Source organism: Curtobacterium flaccumfaciens (assembly GCF_051548005.1).
GTDB lineage: Bacteria > Actinomycetota > Actinomycetes > Actinomycetales > Microbacteriaceae > Curtobacterium.
On the sequence record NZ_JBPUGH010000007.1, the window covers coordinates 23,636 to 48,440 of the forward strand.

Sequence of the window (24,805 nt, forward strand, 5' to 3'; positions counted from 1 at the left end):
TAGCCGTTCGGTCCTGCGCCGACGCCGCCGCGCCTGTGCAGGCTCACCGACCGGACCGCCAGCCCTCGGGGAGGAGCTCGGTCGGCGGCTTCCCTGGGAGCGCACGTGCGATTGCAAGGTGCCCGGTGGATGATGGCTGAGTGAGCAATCAGAGCCCCTTCGGCGGCCGGACGGCCCAGGCATTCCCGACGCTGCCGCGTGGCGACGTCCTCGGCACCTACGACAGCTACCCGGAGGCGCAGCGCGTCGTCGCGAAGCTCGCCGAGTCGGACTTCCCGGTCGCCAAGATCGCCATCGTCGGCAACGACCTCAAGACCGTCGAGCGCGTCACCGGCAAGATGACCTACGGCCGTGCGGCGATCGCCGGCGCCCTGTCGGGTCTGTGGCTCGGCATCTTCTTCGGCATCGTGCTCACCCTCTTCTCGCCGACCGCGGGTGGCCTCATCATCGCCGCCGCCATCATCGGTGCGGCCTTCGGCATGCTCTACGGGATCGTCTCCTTCGCGATCACGAAGCGGCAGCGCGACTTCACGAGCGTCCACCAGGTGCTCGCGACGAACTACCAGATCGTGGTGGACCCCCAGCTGACCGGGCAGGCGCAGAAGATCCTCGGGCAGTTCGGCGCGACGCAGTCCACCCACTGGAACTCGCCGTCGCCCTCGCAGGGTGCGCCGATGAACCGGCAGGAGCCGTGGCGGCCGGAGCCGCGGCAGCAGCAGGCACCGTACGGCGGGCACGCGACGCCCCACCAGCAGCCTGGAGGCACGCAGCAGCCCGGTACGTCGGCCCCCGGCCCGCAGGCGGGAGCGCCGCGCTACGGCACCAACGACGGGCCGCGGTACGGCACGAACGACGGGCCGCGGTACGGCGAGACCCCGTCCGGGTCTCCGTCCGGTCCCGCCGCCGGGCAGCCCGGGGCCTCGTCGAGTGCTCCCGCCGGTCCGCCGCGCTACGGGACGAACGACGGGCCGCGGTACGAGCCTCCGGCCGCCGGGTCCGATCGCCCCGGCGAGGCAGCACGTCCCGATGAGCAGCCACAGTTCGGTGAACGGGTGACCCCCACGTCCGCGCCCTCGTCGGCCCCGGAGCAGCGCAAGAGCCCGAACGACGACCGGTCCTGACGGCGCCGCTCGCCGGGCAGACCGCGGGCCCGGGCAGTGCCGGATGCCCGGGCAGTGCCGCATGCCCGGGTCCGCCGATCGTCTGTGCCACCAGCGCCGTCGAGGTTCCACGACATGCCGTCGTCGATCCATGGAGGTTCCACGGATCGGTGGCGGCCCCGCTCGGGATGCCGGGATCCTGGAACCTCGGCGGCGGAGCGGACCGACGCGCCCGCGCTAGAGCACCTTGGAGAAGCAGACCGAGGTCGGCACGCCCGAGTACGGGCCGAAGTTGGCGATGCGCGTGAAGCCCTCGCGCTCGTAGAACCCGATCGACCGCTTCTGCTCCGTGCCCGTCTCGAGCACCAGCGCCGGCGACCCGAGGTCGAGCGCGGCCTCTTCCAGCCGACGGAGGAGCGCGGTCGACACCCCGGCACCACGCGACTCCGGTCGCACGTACATCCGCTTGATCTCCGTGATGCCGTCCTGCACGATCCGCAGTCCGCCGCAGCCGAGCGGCGTGCCCGAGGCGTCGCGCGCCACGAAGAACACCGCGATGGACTCGGCCGTCGGCTTCTCGCCGGGTTCGGTGTCCTGCCCGTAGGCACGGTCGATCTCGAGTCGCTGCGCGGCACGGAGCCGCTGGGCGTCCGGGGAGTCGAAGTGCTCGACCTCGATGTCGAGGTCGTCCGTCGTCGGCGTGTGCTCGGGCGTGGTCACCCGCTCAGGCTAGCGGCCGGAGCGGGCGATCCACCCCTCCACTTCCGAGGGGGTCCGGGGGATCCCGACCGAGAGGTTCTCGGCGCCGTCCTCGGTCACCAGGATGTCGTCCTCGATGCGCACGCCGATGCCGCGGAACTCCTCCGGGACGGTCAGGTCGTCCTGCTGGAAGTACAGTCCGGGCTCGATCGTGAACACCATGCCGGGCTGCACGACGCCGTCGATGTACATCTCGCGGCGGGCCTTCGCGCAGTCGTGCACGTCGAGCCCGAGGTGGTGGCTCGTCCCGTGGACCATGTAGCGGCGGTGGAACTGGTTCTCGGACTGCAGCGATTCCTCCGCCGTGCCGGGCAGGAAGCCCCACTCGGCGGTCTTGCGCGCGATGACCTCCATCGCGGTGGCGTGCACCTGGCGGAAGGTGATGCCCGGCTTGACGATCGCGAACGCCGCGTCCGCCGCCTCGAGCACGGCCTCGTAGACCATCCGCTGCACCTCGGTGAAGGTGCCGCTCACCGGCAGCGTGCGGGTGATGTCCGCGGTGTAGAACGAGTCGACCTCGACCCCGGCGTCGATGAGGATGAGGTCGCCCGGCTGCACGGCGCCGTCGTTCCGGGTCCAGTGCAGGATGCAGGCGTGGTGCCCGGACGCCGCGATCGTGTCGTACCCGACGGTGTTGCCGTCGGCCCGCGCCCGGCGGTTGAACGTGCCCTCGACGATGCGCTCGCCGCGGGGGTGTGCGAGCACGGCGTCGAAGTCGGCGATGACGTCGTCGAAGCCGGCCTTCGTCGCCGCGACGGCCTGGCGGAGCTCGTGCACCTCGTACGCGTCCTTCACGAGGCGGAGCTCCGAGAGGTCGCGGGCGAGGACGTCGTCCGTCGCCGGTGCGCCGTCCTGCTCGGGGGCGCCGCCGACCGTGCTGCCGAGGCGCTCGTCGAACGACCGGGTCAGCTCGGTGTCGGCGTCGCGGACCACGAGCACGGTCTGGTCGAGGCCGTCGACCACCGCGTCGAGGTCGCCCAGGTCGGCGGTGGAGACCCCGAGGTCGGCAGCGACCTCGGCCAGGGACGGACGCGGTCCCACCCAGAACTCGCCGATCTCCGGATTGGCGTAGAACTCCTCGGAGTCACGGCCCGCCGTCGCCCGGAAGTACAGCGTGGTGTCGTGCCCGGAGCCGTTCGGCGTCATCACGAGCACGGAGCCGACGACCGTGTCGGAGCCCCACCCGGTGAGGTGCGCGAACGCGGAGTGCGGTCGGAACGGGTAGTCGCAGTCGTTCGAGCGCACCTTCGCCTGGCCGGCCGGCACGACGATCGTCCGGCCGGGGTGCAGCTCGGAGATGCGGGCCCGACGTGCGGCGGCGTGCGCGGCCTGCTCGCGGGGTTCGGGGAGCGGGCGCTCGCGTTCGGCCCACTGCGACCCGATGTAGTCCTTGAAGGTCGAGGAGCCGGGGGTCGTGGAACGGTTGCTCGTCGCGCGGGGAGTGGTGTCGGCCATGCCCCCATCCTCGCACCGTCCGCGGCACCGCGGCCTGTGCGCGTGCTCACCTGTGGATAGCATTGGCGACGTGCCCGATCCGTTCATCGACCTGCACACGCACTCGAGCGTGTCCGACGGCACCCAACGCCCCGCCGAGCTCGTCCGGGCCGCGGCCGCCGCCGGGCTGGACGGCGTCGCACTGACCGACCACGACACCACCTCGGGCTGGGACGAGGCGATCGCGACCGTCCGCGAGCTGCCGGTGACGCTCCTCCCCGGTCTCGAGCTGAGCACCCGCATCGGGTTCCGCAGTGTGCACGTGCTCGGGTACCTCGTCGACCCGACCGACCCCGACCTCGTCGCGGAGACCACACGCATCCGCGACGGCCGTCTCACCCGCGCCCGGCGCATGGTCGAACGGATCGGCGCCGACCACCCGCTCACCTGGGACGACGTGCTCGCGCAGGCGAGTGAGGGCGCGACCATCGGCCGACCGCACATCGCGGACGCCCTGGTCGCCCGCGGCCTCGAACCCGACCGGAGCGCTGCGTTCCGCGGCATCCTGCACCCCGCATCCGGCTACTACGAGCCGCACGAAGCCCCGTCGCCCCTGCGCGGCGTCGAACTCATCCGCGGTGCCGGTGGTGTCCCGGTCATCGCGCACCCGGCGGCGTCGTCGCGCGGCATCGTCATCGACGAGGACGTGCTCCGTGCGCTCGTGGAGGCGGGCCTCGGCGGACTCGAGGTCGACCACCGCGAGAACGTCTCGCACGGCAAGCGCACCCTGCTCGACTGGGTGGTGCGCTACGACCTGTTCGTCACCGGGTCGAGCGACTACCACGGCACCGGCAAGCCGAACCGGCTCGGCGAGCACCGCACCTCGCGTGCTGCGTTCGACACGATCGTCGCCGAAGCCACCGGTTCAGCCCCCGTCTCCGGACCGGGCGCCCGCCTGGCCTGACCCGGCGGACCGGTCCGTTCCCCACTCCGGTGGGCGGGGACGACGAAGGGCCCGTCGCGTCAGCGACGGACCCTTCGGCCTGGAGGCGCTACTCGCCCTCGCCGGCGGCCTGCGGTGCCGAGGCGGTCGCCTCGGACGAACCGCCACCGCTGCGGCGACGACGCCGACGGCGGCGCTTGGCCGCACCGTCGCCGGAGCCGGCCTCCGCGGTCGCGCCGTCAGCGGGGGGAGTGATGGGCGCCTGCGCGTCGGACGGCTCCGTCGTGGCCGGTGCCGAGCCTCCCGAGCGGGTGCGACTGCGGGACCGCGAACGCGAGCCGCCGGTACGACCGTCGCCCTGCTGACCGCCGCGCTGGCGGTCGCCGCCCCTGCCCTCACCGGTGCCGGCGGACGCTGCGTGTGCCGACGCGCCGGGGAGGCGACCCTTGGTGCCGGCGGGGATGTCGAGGTCGGAGAAGAGGTGCGGGGACGACGAGTAGGTCTCGACGGGCTCCGGGATGCCGAACTCGAGCGCCTTGTCGATGAGCGTCCACTTGTGCAGGTCGTCCCAGTCGACGAAGGTGACCGCGATGCCCGTCTTGCCGGCGCGGCCGGTGCGGCCGGCGCGGTGCAGGTAGGTGTCGGGGTCGTCCGGGATCGTGTGGTTGATCACGTGCGTGACGTCGTCGACGTCGATGCCGCGGGCCGCGACGTCGGTCGCGATCAGGACGTCGCGCTTGCCGGCCTTGAAGGCGGCCATGGCGCGCTCGCGCTGCTCCTGGTTGAGGTCACCGTGGACGGCGGCGGCGTTGAAGCCGCGGTCCTTGAGCTCCTCGACGAGCTTCGCGGCGGCGCGCTTCGTGCGGGTGAAGATGACGGTCTTGCCACGACCCTCGGCCTGCAGGATGCGGGCGATGACCTCGTCCTTGTCGAGCGAGTGCGCGCGGTAGATGACGTGCTTGATGTTCGCCTGCGTCAGGCCCTCGTCAGGGTCGGTCGCGCGGATGTGCACCGGACGCGACATGAAGCGGCGGGCCAGCGCGACGATCGGGGCGGGCATCGTCGCCGAGAACAGCATCGTGTGCCGGACGGCCGGGACGGCCTGGAAGATGCGCTCGATGTCGGAGAGGAACCCGAGGTCGAGCATGCGGTCAGCCTCGTCGAGCACGACCTCCTGCACGTGGGAGAGGTCGAGCAGGCGCTGGCGCTGCAGGTCGATCAGGCGACCGGGGGTGCCGACGACGATCTGCGCGCCGGCCTTGAGCTGCTCGATCTGGCCCTCGTACGCCTTGCCGCCGTAGATCGACACGATCGTCGTCGGGCGGTTCGAGGTGGCGAGCTCGAGGTCCTCGGTCACCTGCACCGCGAGCTCGCGCGTCGGGACGACGACGAGGGCCTTCACGCCCGGTTCCGGAGCGGAGCCGAGGCGCTGGATGAGCGGGAGGCCGAACCCGAAGGTCTTGCCGGTGCCCGTCTTGGCCTGACCGATGATGTCCTGGCCGGTCAGGGCGAGCGGGATCGTCTGCTGCTGGATCGGGAAGGGCTCGATGATGCCCTTCGTCGCGAGCGCGTCGACGATGTCCTGCTCGATGTTGAGGTCTGCGAAAGTCAAAGAATCACCTTAGTCCTGGTGGAAGTCCCGACCAGTCTACCGACGCGGACGGGGGTCCCGGGTCCGGACCCCTATGCTGCTGGCGTGGTGTCATGGTGGAACCGGAAACGTGCGGCGCAGCTCGCTGCTGCCTGGCTCGCCTCGCGCAACCCGAAGAAGGCGTCCGGCGAACGACTCCGGCTGGACGACGTCAGCCCGGAGCTCGACGTCTACCTCGGTCAGGCCGCGTACCTGCAGCTGTCGATGTACGAGACGATGGGTCGGGCCGGAGCATCAGCGCCGACGCTCTCCGGGCGGCTGGTCACCGGCGTGCTCGCCACGACGGCGCTGGAGCGGCACCGCACCATCGTCGCCGAGATCGAGCGGAACGGGCAGGACCCGGCCGAGCTCATGGCGCCGCACCGCGAGGCGATCGACCGGTTCCTCGAGCGGACGAGCGGTGCCGACTGGTACGAGTCGATGCTGACCGGCTACGTCACCGCCGGGATCCTCAACGACCTGTTCGACGACCTGCTGCGCTCGCTGCCGATCGACGTCCGGCAGCGGCTCCGCTCGGTGTTCGACGCGCGTGAGGAAGCGGCCGTGGTCGAGGAGCTCACGGCGCACATCGAGGCCGATCCTCGGGTGGGTTCGCGGCTGGCGATGTGGGGCCGACGGCTCGTCGGGGACACCCTGCTCGTGGCGCGGTCAGCGCTCGCGTCGCACGCCCGCGAGGACCAGTCGAGGCTCGAACCGGTCTGGACGGAGCTCATCGCGGCGCACAGCCGGCGGATGGACGCGCTCGGGCTGACCGCCTGACGCGCGGACGTCCGGGCGCAGGGCTGCTGCGCCGGGTCGGGCGCTGCGCGGCGTGCGCCGGGTCAGGCGCCGTTCGCCCGGACCCGCTCGTAGTACGCGTCGTCCGCCGATCGGCGACGGCTGCCGAGCACCGTCGCGACGATCGCCGCCGCGACGGCCGCGCCGACGAGGGCCACGACCCAGATCCAACCGCCGTCGTACGGCCAGCCGGCCCAGGTCAGGGCTTCCCAGAGGACGGCCGCGGCGACACCGCCGACGACCGGACCCACGAGGACGCCCCGGCTCGCGCGCCACGGCAGCACGACGTGCGGGACGGCCCCGACGAGCAGGCCGCCGAGCACGGCGAAGAGCAGTTCCACGTCAGGCGACGAAGCCGATGCGACGAGCCTCTTCCGCGCCGACCTCGACGTACGCGAGCGACGCGACCGGCACGATGAAGCGACGGCCCTTCTCGTCCTGCAGGGACAGGTGCGTCGCCTTCGCCGTGAGGGCCTCCGACACCGCCTGTTCGATCTGGTCAGCGGTCTGCGCGCTCTCGAACGCGATCTCGCGCGGGCTGTTCATGATGCCGATCTTGATGTCCACGACCACAGCGTAGCGGGGCGGTCCCCGGCTGCTCCGGCCGTTCGCCGCGGGCGCACACCGCTGCGCGGAACGGTTCCCGCGCCCGTGTCGGGCACCGGCGGTGTCGGCCGTCGTGGGTACCGTACGAGCGTGCCCCGGACGACCCTCACGCCCACCCCCGCCGACACGGGTGTCGCGCGCGCACTGGTCCCCGACGCGGCGCAGGACGCGGTGCTCGCGCTGCCCCAGGGCCGGCACGCAGCGGTCATCGGCGCCCCGGGCACCGGCAAGACCACGACCCTCGCGCGGTTCGTCGCCCAGCGCCTCCGGGTGGCCGACGCGATCTCGGCGGACGGGCACACCACCGTCCTCGCGCTCACCTCGGCCCGCACCGCCGCGACGGCACTGCGCGACCGCCTGGCCACCGCGGTGGACCGGGTCGTGCCGGGGGCGCTCGCCCGGACGGTCAACTCCCTCGCCTTCCAGGTCGTCACGCACGCCGCCGTCGCGCAGGGGCAGGACGTCCCGACGCTCCTGACCGGCGGCGAGCAGGACCGCATCATCGCCGACCTCCTCGCCGGGCACGAGACCGACGGCACCGGGCCGGACTGGCCGGAGCCGATCACGGCCGTGGTCCGCGAGCGCGCCGGGTTCCGCACGGCACTGCGCGACGTGATGATGCGTGCCGTCGCCGCCGGGATCGAGCCGGACGAGATGCGTGAGCTGGGCGACGACACCGGCCACCCGGAGTGGCGGGCGGTCGGTGACTTCGTCGACGGGTACCGTGCGGCGCTCTCGGCCTTCCGGGCGACCAGCCTCGACGCCGCCGAGCTCGTCGCGTACGCCACCGCCGCCGTGCTGCGCGGCGAGGTCCCACCGGCGGTCGCCGCGCTCCGGACCGTCGTGGTGGACGACACACAGGAACTCGTCGAGGGTGAGATCGCCCTGCTCGGGGCGCTGGCCCGCTCGGGCGTGCAGGTCGTGGCGTTCGGCGACCCGGACATCGCCGCCTCGGCCTTCCGTGGCGCCGTGCCGGACGTGCTCGGTCGGCTCGGTGCCAGGCTCGGTGTCGCCGAGGTCGAGCAGGTCGTCCTCGGGACCGTCCACCGGCACGCGGCACCCGTGCGCGCGCTCGTCGCCGGGATCACCGCGCGGATCGGCACCGCGGCGGCCGGTCGGCAGCGGAACGCCGTCGCGACGGTCACCGACGCCCGGTCCGACGCGGTCGTGCACGTGCAGGGAGCGAGCCGCGCTGCCCTCGTGGTCGCGGTCGCCCGCCGACTCCGCGAGCACCGGCTCCTCGACGGTGTGCCCTGGCACCGGATGGTCGTCGTGACGCGCAGCGGTGCCGCGATCCCCGAGCTCGTCCGTGCCCTGTCCGTCGCCGAGGTGCCGGCGACCGCGGGGGCCGCCCCCGTCCGTGTCCGCGACGACTCGGCAGCGCGGTCGCTCCTCGACGCCGCTGCGGTCGCCCTCGGGGTGCTCCCGCTCGACGCCGAGCTCGCCACCGCGTTCGCGACCGGGCCGCTCGGTGGCCTCGACACCCTCGCGATGCGGCGCCTCCGGCTCGCCCTCCGGCGTGAGGAACTGGCCGGCGACGGCGGGCGCACGGCGGACGAACTCCTGGTCGAAGCGCTGGGTGCCCCGGAACGCCTGGCCACGATCGACGCCGGCTTCGCGCGGCGGGCCACCCGGCTGGCGAAGAGCCTCGTGCAGGCCCGTGCCGACGCCGAAGCGGACGCCAGCATCGAGGAGATCCTCTGGGGGCTCTGGGAACGCAGCGGGCTCGCGGAGGTCTGGCGGTCGCAGTCCGAGGCCGGCGGCGTCGGTGCGGGCGAGGCCGACCGGCACCTGGACGCCGTGGTCGGGCTCTTCACGGCGGCGAAGCGGTTCGTCGAGCGCACGCCCGACGCCCCCGCACGGGTGTTCGTCGACGACCTGCTCGACGCGGACCTGCCGGAGGACTCCATCGGACCGGACCGCACCGCGGGTCGTGTGCGTGTCCTCACCCCGTCGGCGACCGTGGGCCTCGAGTGCGACGTGGTCGTCGTCCTCGGCCTGCAGGACGGTGTCTGGCCGAACACGCGCGTGCGGGGCAGCCTGCTCGACCCGGACGGTCTGGTGCGCGCTGCCGAGGGGACGGAGCGCTCCGCCGTCGACGACCGCGCAGCAGTGGTCGCCGACGAGCTGCGCCTGTTCGCCCGCGCGGTGTCCCGCGCGACGACCCAGGTCGTGATCGGCACGGTCGCGAACGACGACGAGTCCCCGTCGCCGTTCGTCCGCCTCGTGCCGGAGCCGCCCGACCGCGCGGCGACCGTGCACCCGCTGTCGCTGCGTGGTCTCGCCGGATCGCTCCGGCGGCGTGTCGTGACCTCGGGCGACCCGGAGGCCGCGTCCGCCCTCGCCCGCCTGGCCGACGCCGAGGTCCCCGGCGCCGCACCGGACGACTGGTACGGCACGGCGGAACCGACGACCGACGCTCCGCTGGTCGACCTCGACGCCGAGCCGGCCCCGGAGTACGAGGGCGGACCGGTGGTCACGCCGACCGTGAGCGTCTCGCCGTCCCGGATCGGCACGTTCGAGGAGTGCCCGGTGCACTGGTTCGTCCAGACGTTCGGCGGTGGTGCCCCCAGCCCGGCGATGGGCATCGGGACGATCGTCCACGACGCGATGGAGCACGCGACGAGCGTCGACGTCGAGTCCCTCTGGGCACACGTCGAGTCCCGCTGGGGCGAGCTCACGTTCGAGTCGCCGTGGATCGCCGACCGGGAGCGCGCCCGCACCCGACGGATGATCGAGGGACTGAGCGACTACCTCCGCACGTTCGCCGCGGCGGGCCGGCGGCTGCTCGGCGCCGAGACCGCGTTCTCGCTCGTGACCGGGCCGGCACGGATGCGGGGCAGCATCGACCGCATCGAGGTCGACCCCGACGGACGGATCAGCGTGGTGGACCTGAAGACCGGCCGGTCGATGCCGAGCGAGAAGAACGACATGCCGGAGCACCCGCAGCTCGGCGCCTACCAGCTCGCGGTCGAGGACGGCGCCGTCGAGGGCGTCCCGGCCGGGGCACCGATGGCGGACGCCCGACTGGTGTTCGTGCAGAACGCCCGGAGCACCCAGGCGTACTCGGAGCGGACGCAGCACGCGTTCGACGCGGAGGCACGCGAGTCCTACCGTGCGCGCCTGCACTCGGTGGCACGGGGCATGGCCGGGCGGACGTTCATCGCGAACGTCGACGATCACTGCGAGCAGTCCCGGACCGGCGCCGAGTGTCGGATCCACGTGGTGGGGGAGGTCACCTGGTGAGCACCGAACAGGTCGAGTCCGAACAGGTCGAGTCCGAACAGGTCGAGTCCGAACAGGTCGAGTCCGAACAGGTCGAGTCCGAACAGGTCGAGTCCGGACAGGTCGACGCCGGACAGGTCGACCCCGAACAGGCCGAGTCCGAACAGGTCGACGCCGGACAGGTCGACGCCGGACGGGTTGGCACCACGCGCGCGGTCCGCAGCGCGGACGAGATCGCCGACGCCCTCGGCCGCCCTCGCCCCACCGAGCAGCAGCGCGCCGTCATCGAGTCGCCGCTCGCCCCCGCCCTCGTCGTCGCGGGCGCGGGCAGCGGCAAGACCGAGACCATGGCGTCCCGCGTCGTCTGGCTGCTCGCCAACGGCATGGTCCGGCCCGACGAGGTCCTCGGTCTGACGTTCACCCGCAAGGCGGCCGGCGAGCTCTCGGTCCGCATCAACGACCGCATCCGGGCCCTCGAGGACGTCGGGCTCATCACCCCGGGAGACGCGTTCGAGGCACCGACCGTGTCGACCTACAACGCCTTCGCGAACTCGGTGTTCCGCGAGAACGCGCTCCTGGTCGGCCGTGACGGGGAGTCGCAGGTCCTCACGGAACCCTCCGCCTGGCAGCTCGCCCGCCGGGTCGTCGTCGACGCCCGCGACGACCGGCTCGCCGGGCTCGACCGTGACGTCGACACCGTCACGGCGGCCGTCGTCGCGCTCGCCGGAGCAGCGTCCGAGCACCTCGTCGAGCCCGAGCAGCTGCGGCGGTTCGCGATCGAGTTCGCCGGGGTCCTGGAGCTGCCGGGCAACCGTGGGAAGCCCTACGCCGAGGTCGCGAAGGCCGTGGCCGCGGTGGGCGCGCTCGAACCCCTCGCCGACCTCGTCGAGCGGTTCCGACGGCAGAAGGTCGACCGGGGCTTCGTGGAGTTCTCCGACCAGATCGCCCTGGCGCTCGCCGCCGCCGAGTCGGCGCCCCGCGTGGTCGACGACCTCCGGAGCCGGTTCGGCGTGGTGCTCCTGGACGAGTACCAGGACACGTCGGTGGTGCAGACCCGGTTCCTCGCACGGCTGTTCCGGGGGCACCCGGTGATGGCGGTCGGTGACCCGCACCAGTCGATCTACGGCTTCCGCGGCGCGAGTGCGGCGAACCTCGGGCGCTTCCCGCGCGACTTCGGCGGCGACGACCAGCCGACCCCGGTGACGTTCCCGCTGTCGACGAGCTGGCGGAACCCCGTGACCGTGCTCGCCGCCGCGAACGCCGTCGTGTCGCCGCTGTCCGAGGCCTCCGACGTCGCGGTCGAGCGGCTCGTCCCGCGCCCGGGTGCCGACGACGGCTCGGTCGAGGTCGTGTTCACCGAGACCCTCCCGGAGGAAGCCGCGTCGGTCGCGCAGTGGTTCCGGACCCACCGGCACCGCGACCCGCGCGCCTCGATGGCCCTCCTGCTGCGTGCCCGGAAGGACCTCGCGGCGTTCACGGGGGCGCTGGCGGAACTCGGCGTGCCGTTCCACGTGCTCGGCACCGGCGGACTCCTGCAGCGCCCGGAGATCGTGGACCTGGTCGCGTGCCTCCGGGTGCTGCACGACCCGGCGGCCGGCAACGACCTCATCCGGCTGCTCGCCGGTGCCCGGTGGCGGGTCGGAGCCGCCGACATCGCGGCGCTGCACGACCTCGCGAGGTGGCTGTTCGGCCGCGACCACACCCAGCAGCGCCTCGACGACGACCTGACCGCGGCGTTCCGGGCGTCGGTTGCGGTGGGGGAGCACGGCTCGATCGTCGACGCGCTCGACTTCGTGGCGACCGCGCCCGACGAGCACGGAGCCCTCGAACGGATCTCGCCGGACGGACGCGAGCGCATGCGTGCACTCGGGCAGCAGCTCCAGGCCCTGCGGCAGCGCGCCCGCGGCGACCTCGTCGACTTCGTGACGCTCGTCGTGCAGGAGATGCGGCTCGACGTCGAGGTCGCCGCCCACGAGCAGGGCAGCCAAGCGTTCCTCGACGCGTTCCTCGACGAGCTCGCCGGGTTCGTCACCACCGACGACCGCGCCGACCTCGGCGCGTTCCTCGGCTGGATCGACGCCGCTGCCCGACGGGACGACATGGGGCCGCGGTCCGAGGAACCCGAGGCGGGGACCGTGCAGATCCTCACGATCCACGGGTCGAAGGGCCTCGAGTGGGACGCGGTCGCGGTGCCGCGCATGGTCGAGGGCGGCCTGCCCGCGCGTCCCCAGGAGGGCTCCTCGGGCTGGATCGGCTTCGGCCGGCTGCCGTACGAGTTCCGCGGCGACGCCGACGAGCTTCCGCGGTTGGCCTGGCGCGGGCAGGAGACCCAGAAGGACGTCCGCGACGCCATCGAGGCCTTCAAGGCCGAGATGCAGGCCCGCAACGAGGACGAGGAGCGACGCCTGACCTACGTCGCGCTCACCCGCGCGAAGCACGACCTGCTCGTGTCCGGATCGTTCTGGTCCGGCGGTGTGAAGCCGACCGCGCCGAGCCGCTACCTCGCCGACCTCCGCGACGCCGGGGTCATCGCGGCCGACGCCGTGCCGGAGCAGTCGCACCACGAGCACGACCCGCTCGGGGAGTCGGGGGCGACCCAGACCTGGCCGCACGTGCCGTACGGCCAGCGGGAGGCTCGGGTGCACGCTGCCGCCGAACGGGTCCGGAACGCGGACCCCGGTGCCGCCGGGCGCTTCGCCGCGGACATCGACCTGCTGCTCGCCGAACGGGCCGCCGTCCGCAGTGCGCGGCACGCCGTGGTGGTGCCGCACCGCGTGCCCGCCTCCGGCTTCAAGGACTACCTGTCCGAGCCGGACCGGGTCGCCGAGCGGCTCCGACGTCCGATGCCGGAACGGCCCTACCGCGCGACCCGGCTCGGCACACTGTTCCACCAGTGGGTCGAGCAGCGCGCCCGGGCGGGCGGCTCGCTGGAGACGCTCGACCTGTGGGCGGACGAGGCCGACCTCGACGCGGACGACCTGCCCGACGCCTCGGCGACGGCGCCGGTCACCGACGACGACGCCCGACGACTCGCGGCGTTCCAGGAGACGTTCGCGCGCTCGCGCTGGGCCGAGCTGACGCCGGTCGAGGTCGAGCGCGAGATCCACATCCCGTTCCTGGGGCACAGCGTCGTCTGCAAGCTCGACGCCGTCTACGAGATCGACGGACGTGCCGAGGTCGTCGACTGGAAGACCGGCAAGGCGCCGAGCGGACGCGACGACCTGGCGAAGCGGCAGCTGCAGCTCGCGCTGTACCGCGTCGCCTACGCCGAGTTCACGGGGCGGCCGCTCGACGAGGTCGACGCGGTGTTCTACTTCGTGGCCGACGACCTCGAGGTGCGCCCGACCGGACTGCTCGACCGAGCCGGTCTCGAGCAGGCCTGGCGCGGCGCGATCGGCTGATGTCCGGGGCGCGTCGCGCCCCGCGCGCAGGGCGCGGAACACCGGACGGGAGGCACGGTGCGGGCCGGTGCCGCGCCTCCAGGCCGTCAGGTGGTGGCGTCAGCCGTGTCGACGCTCCGTCGACGACAGCAGCTGCTCGACCTCGCCGATCTCCATCGTCTCGGGGGAGACCGACTGCAGCGGCGCCGCGCTCGGCGCGTGCACGGCGTCGACCAGACGGTGCATCATCGCGACCGCGTCGTCGACGACCTCGGTGCTCTTCACCTGCACGCCGTGCAGCAGCCACTGGGCGGTCTCGAGTTCGTGGTGCACCCGTGCGCGCTGCGCGAGTTGCCGGTCGCGACCCCCGCCGTTCGCCTCGTACGCGCTGAGCACGGTGTCGAACGCGTCCTTCCGCCCGGCGAGCACCCACGCCAGGTCCTTCGCCGGGTCGCCGAGCCGCAGCTCGCCCCAGCCGAGGACGCCCGTGACGGTGTCGCCGTCGGCGAGGACCGATTCGGTCCCGAACGAGCCGTGCACGACGGTCGGCGTGAACTGCCAGAGCTGCTGGTCGCGGGCCGCGCCCTCCCACCGCTCCTTGAGCGCGGCGGGGACGAGCTTCGTGGCGACCGCGCGGTCCATCACGGAGACCGCCGAGCGCAGCACCTCGAAGGGGGTGAGTGACGGCAGGCCGGCGTCGGTGACGAAGCTCGTGGGGAGCTGGTGGACGGCCGCGACGGCGCGACCCACCGAGGTGGCGAGCTCCGGCTGCTCAGCGAGCGACCGCAGCGTCGGGTGCGACCCCGGCACGTAGGTGGTCACGATGGCTCGCGTGGACCCGATCGGCGCCTGACCGCGGTACTCGGCCACGGCGAACGGGAGGCGCGTGCGGATCCCGGCGCTCAGCGCGCGGATCGCGACGAGGTCGGCCGACTGCCGCGCCTCGGCGCGCTGGTTGCGCGGTCGGCGGATCGCGAGGGTGCCGCCGTCCGCGTCGCGGAGGACCGCGGACTCGTAGTCGCCGGACGCAGCCGAGCCGAGCGTGCGCGTGCCCGTGACGACGAGCCCGGGCACGGCCGTCGTCGCCAACGCGGCTAGAGTGAACTGGGATCCCGCCATGCCCATCAGGGTAGGTCCGTGTCGTCGCCATCCGGGCGCGCCACGCTGACCCGGGCGCTCCCGGCCGAAGCCGCTGATCTGAGGAGCCCTCCGCCGTGACCGTCGAGTTCGCCGCCAGACTGCCGCTGTCCCGGAACGAGCTCGACCGCGACGCCGAGTTCCGCACCACTCCGGACCTCGACCGCGTCCTGCGCGAGGACCCCTCGACACGCTACCTGCCGCTCCGCGGGGCCGAGATGCTCCGGAACGCCGACGGCACGCTCCGCTTCGTGTCCGCGGCGGACGTCCCCGACGGCACCGTCACGCTCTACCTCGGACGCGCGATCACCGACGCGGTCGACGCTCCCGCCGGCACCCGGTTCGTCGCGGCCTTCGTCGACGCGGACACCGCCCGGGCGATCGAGCCGGACGAGGACGCCTGGGAGAGCCTGCGCATGTTCGGCACCGAGCTGTCCGCGCGTGACCAGGGGCTCGCCGTCGAGGCCGTCGCGATGGCGAACTGGCACGCCGTGCACGGGTTCTCGCCGCGGACCGGTTCACCGTCCGAGGTGACCACGGGCGGCTGGGTCCGTCGCGACCCGGAGGGGCACGAGCTCTTCCCGCGCACCGACGCGGCGATCATCGTCGGCGTGACCGACGCCGACGACCGCATCCTGCTCGGTTCGAACGCCGCCTGGGACGCGGACCGCTACTCGCTGCTCGCGGGCTTCGTCGAACCGGGGGAGTCCCTCGAGGACGCCGTGCGACGTGAGGTGTGGGAGGAGTCCGGGGTCCGCGTCGAGGAGCCCGAGTACCTCGGGTCACAGCCGTGGCCGTTCCCGGCGTCGCTGATGCTCGGCTTCCGCGCCCGCGCGGTCGACGGCGACCCGACGACCGCCCGGCCCGACGGCGTCGAGATCCTCGACGTGCGGTGGTTCTCGCGCGATGAGATCCGCGAGCGTGCCGGGGACACCCTGCTGCTGCCCGGTCGCACCTCCATCGCCCGCGCCATCATCGAGGAGTGGTACGGCGGGCCGCTGGACCTGCCGTGAGCGAGGTCGGCGCCGGCCGCGCGCCGAGCACCCCGGCAGCCGGTCCGGCGGCGCCGTCCCCGGACGAGCTGCTCGCCGCGCTCGATCCCGAGCAGCGCACGGTCGCCCGGACGCTGCTCGGGCCCGTCGCCGTGCTCGCCGGTGCCGGCACGGGCAAGACCCGGGCGATCACGCACCGGATCGCGTACGGCGTGGCGACGGGGACCTACTCGCCGAACCACGTCCTCGCGCTGACGTTCACGACCCGTGCCGCCGGTGAGCTGCGGTCGCGGCTGCGCGCGCTCGGGGCCGGCACGGTGCAGGCGCGGACGTTCCACTCCGCGGCGATGGCGCAGCTCAGCTACTTCTGGCCGGACACCGTCGGCGGGCACGCCCCACGGCTCGTGGACAAGAAGGGGCGGGTGATCGCGCACGCCGCGGACACCATCGGGCTGCACGTCGACACCCCCGTGCTGCGGGACCTCGCGGCCGAGGTCGAGTGGCGCAAGGTGCAGATGCTCACGCTCGAGGAGTACGAGGCCGCCGCGGCGGAGCGCACCATGCCGCGGGACACCACGCCGCGGCGGGTGGTGGACCTCATGCGCGCCTACGAGCAGCTCAAGGACGACCGCCGTCAGCTCGACTTCGAGGACGTGCTGCTCGCGACGCTCGGCCTGGTCGAGTCGGAGCCCCGGGTCGCGTCCTACGTCCGGCAGCAGTACCGGTTCTTCGTCGTCGACGAGTACCAGGACGTCTCGCCCGTCCAGCACGCGTTGCTCCGGGCCTGGCTCGGTGGCCGTGACGACGTGTGCGTGGTCGGCGACGCCAGCCAGACGATCTACTCGTTCGCGGGGGCGTCCAGCGGGTTCCTGCTCGGGTTCGGGTCGGAGTTCCCGCGGGGTTCCGTCCTGCGGCTCGAGCGGAACTACCGGTCGACACGCGAGGTCGTGCACGCCGCGAACACGCTCATGCGCGGCCAGCCCGGCGCGCTCGACCTCGTGGCGCAGAGCACGACACCGGGGCCGGAACCGACGGTCGTCGCGTGCGTCCACGACGGCGACGAGGCGCAGACCATCGCGCGGACGATCGCCGACACCGTCGCGGGCGGAGCCGCGTACGGCGACGTCGCGGTGCTGTTCCGCGTCGGTGCGCAGTCGGCTGCGATCGAGTCGGCGCTCGGCCGGGCGGGCATCCCCTACCGCGTCCAGGGCGGAACCCGGTTCTTCGACCGACCCGAGGTGAAGCTCGCGGTGCACCACATGCGGGGCGAGGCCGTGCGGCAGACCGACGACGAGCTCACCCGGCGGGTCGGGCTCGTGCTGCAGGTCAGCGGCTGGACCCCGACACCACCGGAGGGCACGGGTGCGGTGCGCGAGCAGTGGGAGGCCCTGCAGGCGATCATGGGCCTCGCCGAGGACGCACCCGCCGGCACGACCATGCAGCAGTTCACCCAGGACCTCGTCGACCGCGCCGCCACGCACCACGAGCCCGAGCTCGACGCCGTGACGCTCGCGACCCTGCACTCCTCGAAGGGTCTGGAGTGGCCGCACGTGGTCATCGTCGGCGCCGCGGAGGGGCTCCTGCCGATCTCGCACGCCACCACCGACACCGAGGTCGACGAGGAACGACGACTGTTCTACGTGGGTCTCACCCGAGCGCGTCGCTCGGTGACGGTGACGTGGTCGCGGCAGGGGTCGGTGCGCGGGGGCACGCGGGCGCCGAGTCGGTTCCTGGCAGCGCTCGACACGCGCAGCGCGGATGGGGCGGCACCGAGCGGCGGGTGACCGCCAGGTCGGACCGGTCGAACACGAGCTGGACGTCGTCGGCCTGGTCGTCCGGGCGCCCCCGGGCGACGGTCGCGCTCGGCAGGCGGGCGAGCACGATCCGCACGGTCGTGACGGCGACCGCCGCGGTCCGCCACGCGCCGAGCGCCGCGGCCGGGCGCCCCCACACCTGCGCGGCGATCGCCGGCCACGCCGGGTCCTCGTCCGAGCGGGCGTACTCGAGGCACTGCAGGCACGGACCAGTGTCGCCGGACACCACCGGTCCCACCCGCACCGTGCCGTCGCCGACCACCACGGCCAGGTGCGGCACCTCGCGCCGGGTCCACGATGCCCGGAGCGCCGGATCGACCACGTGGTCGGCGACGACGACGGCGAAGTCGAGCAGACCCTCGTCGTCCGGGGCAGCCTCACCGGCGGGGACGTCACCGCCGATCCGGGTTCCGGCGGCCCGGTCACGTGTGCGCGGCTCACGCTCGTTCGAGGACGTCCGGACGACCGCAGCGCCCTCGCCGGCCAGGTGGGCGGCGATGAGGTCTGCGAGTGGACCGGCCCCGTGCACCTGCACCCGGGATGACGAACGCGGCAGGACCTCGACGACGGCGGGGGACGCAGCCGCGAGCACGGACGCCGCGACCTCGGGCCGGCACCCGAGCGTCCCGGCGAGCGCGGTCAGGGCATCGCGACCGGTCTCACGCCGCAGTGCGCAGAGGAAACGCTCCTCCGCCGTCGTGGGCACCGGGACCACCGCGCGCGGCGGATCGATCCCGAGCTGCACGGTCGCCGGGTCGCGCCAGACGAACTCGAGCGTCGGGTCGATGCGGATGCCCATGCATCCACCGTCGCGCACCCGGGCCGTCCTCGGGGCGGACGGCCACGATCTGTGGAGAACCGCTGGCCGCTAGGCCTTCGGACCGCCGTCGCCGTCGCTGCCGGCGTGACCCTCGCCGTCCTCGCCGCCGTCGGTGTCCGCGACCCGGCCCTGCTCGTCCTCGTGCGGGCGGCTGCCGGTGCTGTCGTCGAGGAGGTCCTGCAGCGCCTTGTCGAACTCGTCGTCCTCCGCGGAGAAGCCCGGGTTCTTCAGTCGCAGCACGAGCGTGTCCGGGGCGTCGATGTCCTCGGATGTGGGCACCGCATCGAAGTGCGACCACAGGGCGTCGCGGCCCTCGGCGCCGAGTTCGTCGGTGACCCGCTGCCACATCGCCGCGGCCTCGCGCAGTCGGCGCGGCCGGAGCTCGAGGCCGACGAGCGTGGCGAACGCCGACTCCGCCGGACCACCGGCTGCACGCCGTCGGCGGACCATCTCGGCGATCGCGTCCGCTCGCGGCAGCCGTGCGGTGGCGGCGGCGGTGACGGTGTCGACCCAGCCCTCGACGAGCGCGAGCATCGTCTCGAGGCGGGCGAGCGCCGCGTCCTGCTCGGGCGTCCGCGGGGGGATGAGCGCGCCGGACGCGAGGGCGTCGCGGAGCTGCTCCTGGTCGGTCGGGTCGATGTCGGCGGCGAGTTCCTCGACCCGGTCGAAGGGGATGTGGATGCCCTTCGCGTAGTCGGTGATCGACGAGATGATGTGCAGCCGGAGCCAGCGCGCGGAGCGGAAGAGCCGGGCGTGTGCGAGCTCGCGCACGGCGAGCCAGATGCGGACCTCGTCCTCGGGGACGTCGAGCCCCTCGGCGAACTCCGCGACGTTCTGGGGGAGGAGCGCCGCGACCTGCTCGTCGAGCAGGGGGACGCCGACGTCGCCGCCGGACACGACCTCCTTCGAGAGCTGCCCGACGACCTGCCCGAGCTGGATCGCGAACAGTGCGCCGCCGACGCCGCGCATCGCCTTCGAGACGTCGCCGAGCATGGCCTTGAGCTCCTCGGGCGCACGCTGGTCGATGGCCTCGGTGAGGGCGTTCGCGATGCTCGACGCGACGGGCTCGGCGATCTGCGTCCACACCGGAGCGGTCGCCCTCGCCCACTGCTCGCGGGTGTACAGGCTCGGGGTGGCCGTGAGCTCGGCGACCGTCGTGACCTCGTCGAGCCACAGTGCGGCGACCTGGAACGCCTGGTCCGACGCCTGCGAGGTCGCCGGGTCGACAGCGTGACCGCCCTCCCGTGCGATCGCCGTCGCGCGTTCAGCCGTCACGGAGAAGTCGATGCCGTCCCCACCCGACTGCGCTGCCCGCTGGAGCTGACTCATCAGGTTCGCGACGAACGCCGGGTCGTTGGGGAGCCCGGCCGCACCGGCGAGCTGCGACGGGTCGATCTGGCCCTCCCCGGACAGCAGCTTGCGCAGCATCTCCTGGAAGTCGTCGTCCGGCCCCGGCTGCGGTTCATCAGGCATGCCGACTACGCTAACCGCTGCTCACGGGCACCGACCTGGGACGCTCCCGTGGGAACGCCCGAACCGCTGCGCCGAGGGCGAACACCCCCGTGGAAGGACCCTGCGTGACGCTCTTCGCCCCCGAGCCCCGTCGTCGATCGCGTGCCCGGACGCTCGGTTGGGCGTTCGTCATCGGCGCCGTCGTGCTCGGCCTCCTCGCCAGCTTCCTGCCGAGCCCGTACCTCATCGAGGTGCCCGGTCCGGTCTACAACACCATCGGCACGCAGGAGCAGGGCGAGGGGAAGGACGCGAAGCAGGTCGAGCTCATCCAGATCTCCGGCCGGAAGACCTACCCGACGTCCGGCGCGCTCGACATGCTGACCGTCGGGGTCCAGGGCGACGCCACGCACCGGCCGAGCTGGACGAGCGTCATCCGCGCGCTGTTCACGAAGTCGCAGGCCGTGGTCCCCGCCTCCGCGATCTACCCGCCCGGCACCACGAACGAGCAGATCAGCCAGCAGGACACCGCCGACATGCAGCAGTCGCAGCAGTCCGCGGTCGCCGCAGCCCTCGTGCAGCAGGACATCCCGGTACCGACCGAGCTCGAGGTGGGCACCGTCCAGAAGGGGTCAGCCGCCGACGGCACGATCGAGAAGGGCGACGTCATCCGAGCGTTCGACGGCACCCAGCTGAGCGAGGACGTCGACGCGTCGAGCCTCCGCGCCGCCGTCGCGAAGCACGGCACGTCGACGCCCGCGACGATCACGATCGAGCGCGACGGGAACGAGCGGCAGGTCCGGGTCACCCCGCGTGAGCAGGACGGCACCGCGCTCCTCGGCGTCGGCGTCGTCGAGCGCTACGACTTCCCCTTCGACGTGAAGATCACCCTGCAGGACGTCGGCGGCCCCTCCGCCGGCATGATGTTCGCGCTCGGGATCATCGACGAGATCACGCCCGGCAAGCTCAACGGCGGCAAGCACGTCGCGGGCACCGGGACGATCACGGCGCAGGGCCAGGTCGGGCCGATCGGCGGGATCCGCCAGAAGATGTACGGCGCGAAGGACGCGGGCGCGACGATCTTCCTCGCTCCCGCGGACAACTGCGACGAGGTCGTCGGCCACGTCCCGGACGGCCTCGACGTCTACAAGGTCGCGACACTCGACCAGGCGGTCACCGACCTGCAGACTATCGCAGCCGGGAAGAGCACCGCGGGCCTCGCGCGCTGCGGGTCGTAGGCCCGGCCGTCCGCGCCACGCGACGTGCGCGCACGTCGCGATCCGCGCCTCCAGGCGGTCTGCCGGGAGGCCCGGACCACCTTCCTGAGTCCCCGTACAGTTTCACTGTCGGTGGCGACCAATAGGATCGACGCACTGACGGCCCGCCGCGCCGGGCCCGCCGGTCCGACACGTCTGGAGCACATCAAGTGACGACCACCTCGTCCACCTCGGGTCCATCCTCCTCTGGGCGGCGTTCGCCGCGGGTCCCGATCGTGGTCACGATCATCGTGCTGGCCGCACTGGTGATCGGCTTCTTCATCTTCGCCAGCCTCTACACCGACTACGCGTGGTTCGCGCAGCTCGGGTTCCAGCAGGTCCTGACCACGCGCTGGATCGCCGGGACGTCGATGTTCTTCGCCGGGTTCCTCGGCATGGCCGTGCCGGTCTACCTCAGCATCGCGCTCGCGTTCCGCTTCCGGCCGGTCTACGCGAAGCTCAACTCGCAGCTCGACCGCTACCAGCAGGTCATCGAGCCGCTGCGCCGTGCGGTCATGATCGGCATCCCGGTCGTCCTCGGCGTCTTCGCCGGGCTCTCCACGTCCGGTCGCTGGAGCATGGTGCTCGAGTACTTCAACCGGACGCCCTTCGGCAAGAAGGACCCGCAGTTCGGGCTCGACATCGGGTTCTACGTCTTCGAGCTGCCGTTCTGGCGCTCGGTCGTGGCGTACGCCTCGGCGGTCGTGCTCATCGCCGGGCTCGCGGCGCTCGCCGCCCTCTACCTGTACGGCGCCATGCGCTTCGGCGGGCGCGAGGTCCGGATCTCCCGCGCCGCGCGCGTGCAGCTGGCGGTCACGGCCGCCGTGTACATCGCGCTCCAGGCGGTCAGCCTCTGGCTCGACCAGTACGCGACCCTCGCCAAGAACAACTCGCTCATCACCGGCGCGCAGTACACCGACGTCAACGCGGTCATCCCGGGTCGCGAGATCATGGCCGGCATCGCGGCGATCGTCGCGATCCTCTTCATCGTGACGGCCGTCATCGGCCGGTGGCGCATCTCGATCGTCGGCACCGGGCTGCTCCTGGTCGCCGCGATCGTCGTGGGCGGCATCTACCCGTGGATCGTGCAGCGCCTCCAGGTCAAGCCGTCCGAGGGGTCGTACGAGTCGTCCTACATCCAGCGGAACATCGACGCGACGCGGGACGCCTACGGGGTCGCGACCACCCAGGAGCGGAACTACGACGCGAAGACGAGCGCGTCGTCGGGCGCCCTGGCCTCCGACGCCCAGACGACGGCGAACATCCGCCTGATCGACCCGAAGATCGTCTCGGACACCTTCAGCCAGCTCCAGCAGTACCGGCAGTACTACAAGTTCCCGGACACCCTCGACGTCGACCGCTACGACATCAAGGGCCAGACCGAGGACACCGTGATCGCCGTCCGCGACATCAACCTCGACGGGCTGAGCGCGAAGACGAACACGCAGTACAACCGCACGTTCGTCTACACGCACGGCTACGGCGTGGCCGCGGCCTACGGCAACCAGCGCGCGAGCGACGGCAAGCCGGTCTTCCTCGAGTCGGGCATCCCCTCGAGCGGCGCGCTCGGCGACTTCCAGCAGCGGGTGTACTTCGGTGAGAACTCGCCGCAGTACTCGATCGTCGGTGCGCCGAAGGGCTCCAAGAACATCGAGCTCGACTACCCGTCCGGGTCCGAGGAGAGCGACGACGCGAACAGCGGCGGCAACGCCACGACGACGTACTCCGCGAACGGCGGACCGAGCATCGGCAACTTCTTCAACCGCCTCGTCTACGCGGCGAAGTTCCAGTCCGAGCAGATCCTGCTGTCCCAGCGGGTGAACGCCGACTCGCAGATCCTGTACGACCGCAACCCGGTGCAGCGCGTCCAGAAGGTCGCGCCGTACCTGCAGACCGACCAGGACGCGTACCCGGCCATCGTCGACCACCGCATCGTGTGGATCGTCGACGGCTACACCACCACGAACGCGTACCCCTACTCGCAGAGCGCGAGCCTGCAGGCGAGCATCAGCGGGGCCGAGTCGTCGGCCTACAGCACCGACCAGGTGAACTACATCCGGAACTCGGTCAAGGCCACGGTCGACGCGTACACGGGCAAGGTCACGCTCTACGCGTGGGACACCTCCGACCCGCTGCTGAAGACGTGGCAGAAGATCTTCCCCACGTCGCTCAAGCCGGTGTCGTCCATGAGCGCCGAACTCCTCGACCACGTCCGGTACCCGACCGACCTCTTCAAGGTGCAGCGGTCCATCCTCGCGACCTACCACGTCACCGACGCCAACTCGTTCTACTCGGGTGACGACGCCTGGCAGACGCCGCAGGAGCCCACGAAGGAGGCGAACAGCGACTCGTCGTCCTCCGACTCGTCGGCGATCACGAACACGAACACCAACGGCCTCGGAGTCCAGACCACGACGACGACCAGCGCCGACGACCTGCAGGACCCGTACTACCTGACGATGAAGGTGCCGGGTTCCGAGACGAAGTACTCGTTGTACACGACCTACATCCCGCAGCAGTCGGGACGTGGCGCGGACAGCCGGAACGTGCTGACCGGGTACCTCGCGGTCGACTCGGACGCCGGCGGAGCGGGTAAGGGCAAGAAGGCGTCCGGCTACGGCAAGCTCACACTGCTGACGATGCCGAAGACGGACAACATCCCCGGTCCACTGCAGGTGCAGAACCTCTTCAACTCGGACACGAACGTGTCGCAGGAGCTGAACATCCTGAAGCGGGGCAACTCGACCGTGAAGCAGGGCAACTTGCTCACACTCCCGGTCGGCGGCGGCTTCCTCTACGTCCAGCCCGTCTACGTCCAGTCGACGTCGAGCGGTTCGTACCCGCTGCTGCAGAAGGTCCTCGTGGCGTTCGGCGACAAGATCGCGTTCGAGGACACCCTCGACCAGGCGCTCGACACGCTCTTCGGTGGCAACTCCGGGGCGAACGCGGGCGACCAGGGCGTCTCGGACGGTTCGTCGGACTCGGGTTCGGGTTCCGGTTCGTCCGACTCCGGGTCGTCCAGCGGTTCGTCGGACTCCGGCTCGTCGGGTTCGGGTTCGTCCGACTCCGGGTCCTCTGGGTCGGGCTCGAGCTCGGGCAGCACGGACAACGCCGCACTGCAGAAGGCCCTCGACGAGGCGAAGCAGGCGCTCTCCGACCGTCAGGCCGCGTACGCGAAGAACGACCTCGTGGCCGCCGCCGAGGCGGACCAGCGGCTGCAGGACGCCATCGAGGCGGCGACCAAGGCCGAGGGCGGCAACTGACACGCCGTGGCGGGGCGCTCGATTTGCACCCCGCCACGGGCCCCGCTAGGCTATTGGATGTGCCGCGGGGTGGAGCAGTTCGGTAGCTCGCTGGGCTCATAACCCAGAGGTCGTAGGTTCAAATCCTGCCCCCGCAACCAAGCGTCACACGAAGGCCCCGGTCCGATGGACCGGGGCCTTCGTCGTTCCCGGCCTGCAC

16 protein-coding genes, 1 tRNA gene and 1 pseudogene are annotated in these 24,805 nt (G+C 72.4%); 10 read left to right on the forward strand and 8 right to left on the reverse strand.

The window, feature by feature from the left end; translation table 11 throughout:
- The first annotated feature begins 140 nt into the window (after window positions 1-140).
- Window positions 141-1,121 (forward strand): general stress protein, encoded by a 981-nt coding sequence (locus tag ACSW7Y_RS02135; protein ID WP_438124703.1) that lies wholly within the window; start codon window positions 141-143, stop codon window positions 1,119-1,121.
- Window positions 1,122-1,337: 216 nt separating this feature from the next.
- Here ACSW7Y_RS02135 and ACSW7Y_RS02140 read toward each other — a convergent pair whose 3' ends face one another.
- Window positions 1,338-1,820, reverse strand: a complete 483-nt coding sequence (locus ACSW7Y_RS02140) for a GNAT family N-acetyltransferase (RefSeq protein WP_438124704.1) — start codon at window positions 1,818-1,820, stop codon at window positions 1,338-1,340.
- A 9-nt stretch (window positions 1,821-1,829) separates the two neighbouring features.
- Window positions 1,830-3,314 (reverse strand): aminopeptidase P family protein, encoded by a 1,485-nt coding sequence (locus tag ACSW7Y_RS02145; RefSeq protein ID WP_438124705.1) that lies wholly within the window; start codon window positions 3,312-3,314, stop codon window positions 1,830-1,832.
- 70 nt (window positions 3,315-3,384) lie between these two features.
- Here ACSW7Y_RS02145 and ACSW7Y_RS02150 point away from each other — a divergent pair, with 70 nt between their 5' ends.
- The gene (locus tag ACSW7Y_RS02150; protein ID WP_438124706.1) at window positions 3,385-4,257 is read left to right on the forward strand and encodes a PHP domain-containing protein; all 873 of its coding nucleotides are present in this window, start codon (window positions 3,385-3,387) and stop codon (window positions 4,255-4,257) included.
- An 88-nt stretch (window positions 4,258-4,345) separates the two neighbouring features.
- Here ACSW7Y_RS02150 and ACSW7Y_RS02155 read toward each other — a convergent pair whose 3' ends face one another.
- The gene (locus tag ACSW7Y_RS02155) at window positions 4,346-5,848 is read right to left on the reverse strand and encodes a DEAD/DEAH box helicase (RefSeq protein WP_438124707.1); all 1,503 of its coding nucleotides are present in this window, start codon (window positions 5,846-5,848) and stop codon (window positions 4,346-4,348) included.
- An 84-nt stretch (window positions 5,849-5,932) separates the two neighbouring features.
- On the opposite strand from ACSW7Y_RS02155, the gene ACSW7Y_RS02160 reads away from it, so the two are divergent.
- On the forward strand, window positions 5,933-6,646 hold the full coding sequence (locus ACSW7Y_RS02160; protein ID WP_438124708.1) for a ferritin-like fold-containing protein: 714 nt from the start codon (window positions 5,933-5,935) through the stop codon (window positions 6,644-6,646).
- Window positions 6,647-6,708: 62 nt separating this feature from the next.
- Here ACSW7Y_RS02160 and ACSW7Y_RS02165 read toward each other — a convergent pair whose 3' ends face one another.
- Window positions 6,709-7,005, reverse strand: a complete 297-nt coding sequence (locus ACSW7Y_RS02165; RefSeq protein ID WP_438124709.1) for a hypothetical protein — start codon at window positions 7,003-7,005, stop codon at window positions 6,709-6,711.
- A 1-nt stretch (window position 7,006) separates the two neighbouring features.
- A complete protein-coding gene (locus ACSW7Y_RS02170; protein WP_400410082.1) occupies window positions 7,007-7,231 on the reverse strand; it encodes a DUF3107 domain-containing protein in 225 nt (74 codons plus the stop codon).
- A 129-nt stretch (window positions 7,232-7,360) separates the two neighbouring features.
- Between ACSW7Y_RS02170 and ACSW7Y_RS02175 the strand changes: the two genes are divergently transcribed.
- Window positions 7,361-10,516 (forward strand): ATP-dependent helicase, encoded by a 3,156-nt coding sequence (locus tag ACSW7Y_RS02175; RefSeq protein ID WP_438124710.1) that lies wholly within the window; start codon window positions 7,361-7,363, stop codon window positions 10,514-10,516.
- Window positions 10,513-13,896: an ATP-dependent DNA helicase gene (locus ACSW7Y_RS02180; RefSeq protein WP_438124711.1), complete on the forward strand. Its 3,384-nt coding sequence runs from the start codon at window positions 10,513-10,515 to the stop codon at window positions 13,894-13,896. The genes ACSW7Y_RS02175 and ACSW7Y_RS02180 overlap by 4 nt, the downstream gene beginning before the upstream one ends.
- Window positions 13,897-13,995: 99 nt before the next feature.
- Here the strand turns inward: ACSW7Y_RS02180 and ACSW7Y_RS02185 are convergent, their stop codons facing one another.
- Window positions 13,996-14,994: a phosphotransferase gene (locus ACSW7Y_RS02185; RefSeq protein ID WP_438124712.1), complete on the reverse strand. Its 999-nt coding sequence runs from the start codon at window positions 14,992-14,994 to the stop codon at window positions 13,996-13,998.
- 95 nt (window positions 14,995-15,089) lie between these two features.
- Between ACSW7Y_RS02185 and nudC the strand changes: the two genes are divergently transcribed.
- Both nudC and ACSW7Y_RS02195 read left to right on the forward strand, forming a co-directional pair.
- Window positions 15,090-16,025 (forward strand): NAD(+) diphosphatase, encoded by a 936-nt coding sequence (gene nudC, locus ACSW7Y_RS02190; RefSeq protein ID WP_438124713.1) that lies wholly within the window; start codon window positions 15,090-15,092, stop codon window positions 16,023-16,025.
- The gene (locus ACSW7Y_RS02195) at window positions 16,022-17,788 is read left to right on the forward strand and encodes an ATP-dependent helicase (protein ID WP_438124714.1); all 1,767 of its coding nucleotides are present in this window, start codon (window positions 16,022-16,024) and stop codon (window positions 17,786-17,788) included. The genes nudC and ACSW7Y_RS02195 overlap by 4 nt, the downstream gene beginning before the upstream one ends.
- On the opposite strand, the pseudogene ACSW7Y_RS02200 reads toward ACSW7Y_RS02195, so the two are convergent.
- Both ACSW7Y_RS02200 and ACSW7Y_RS02205 read right to left on the reverse strand, forming a co-directional pair.
- Window positions 17,745-18,617: pseudogene (locus ACSW7Y_RS02200) on the reverse strand (hypothetical protein); the annotation flags it as partial. The gene ACSW7Y_RS02195 and the pseudogene ACSW7Y_RS02200 sit on opposite strands and share 44 nt — an antisense overlap.
- 69 nt (window positions 18,618-18,686) lie before the next feature.
- The gene (locus ACSW7Y_RS02205; RefSeq protein ID WP_438124715.1) at window positions 18,687-20,111 is read right to left on the reverse strand and encodes a zinc-dependent metalloprotease; all 1,425 of its coding nucleotides are present in this window, start codon (window positions 20,109-20,111) and stop codon (window positions 18,687-18,689) included.
- Between the two features lie 104 nt (window positions 20,112-20,215).
- On the opposite strand from ACSW7Y_RS02205, the gene ACSW7Y_RS02210 reads away from it, so the two are divergent.
- From ACSW7Y_RS02210 to ACSW7Y_RS02220, 3 genes are all read left to right on the forward strand, one after another.
- On the forward strand, window positions 20,216-21,325 hold the full coding sequence (locus ACSW7Y_RS02210) for a YlbL family protein (RefSeq protein WP_438124716.1): 1,110 nt from the start codon (window positions 20,216-20,218) through the stop codon (window positions 21,323-21,325).
- A 254-nt stretch (window positions 21,326-21,579) separates the two neighbouring features.
- The gene (locus ACSW7Y_RS02215) at window positions 21,580-24,606 is read left to right on the forward strand and encodes a UPF0182 family membrane protein (protein WP_438124717.1); all 3,027 of its coding nucleotides are present in this window, start codon (window positions 21,580-21,582) and stop codon (window positions 24,604-24,606) included.
- A 63-nt stretch (window positions 24,607-24,669) separates the two neighbouring features.
- Window positions 24,670-24,746, forward strand: a tRNA-Met gene (locus ACSW7Y_RS02220).
- The last annotated feature ends 59 nt before the right edge of the window (window positions 24,747-24,805 follow it).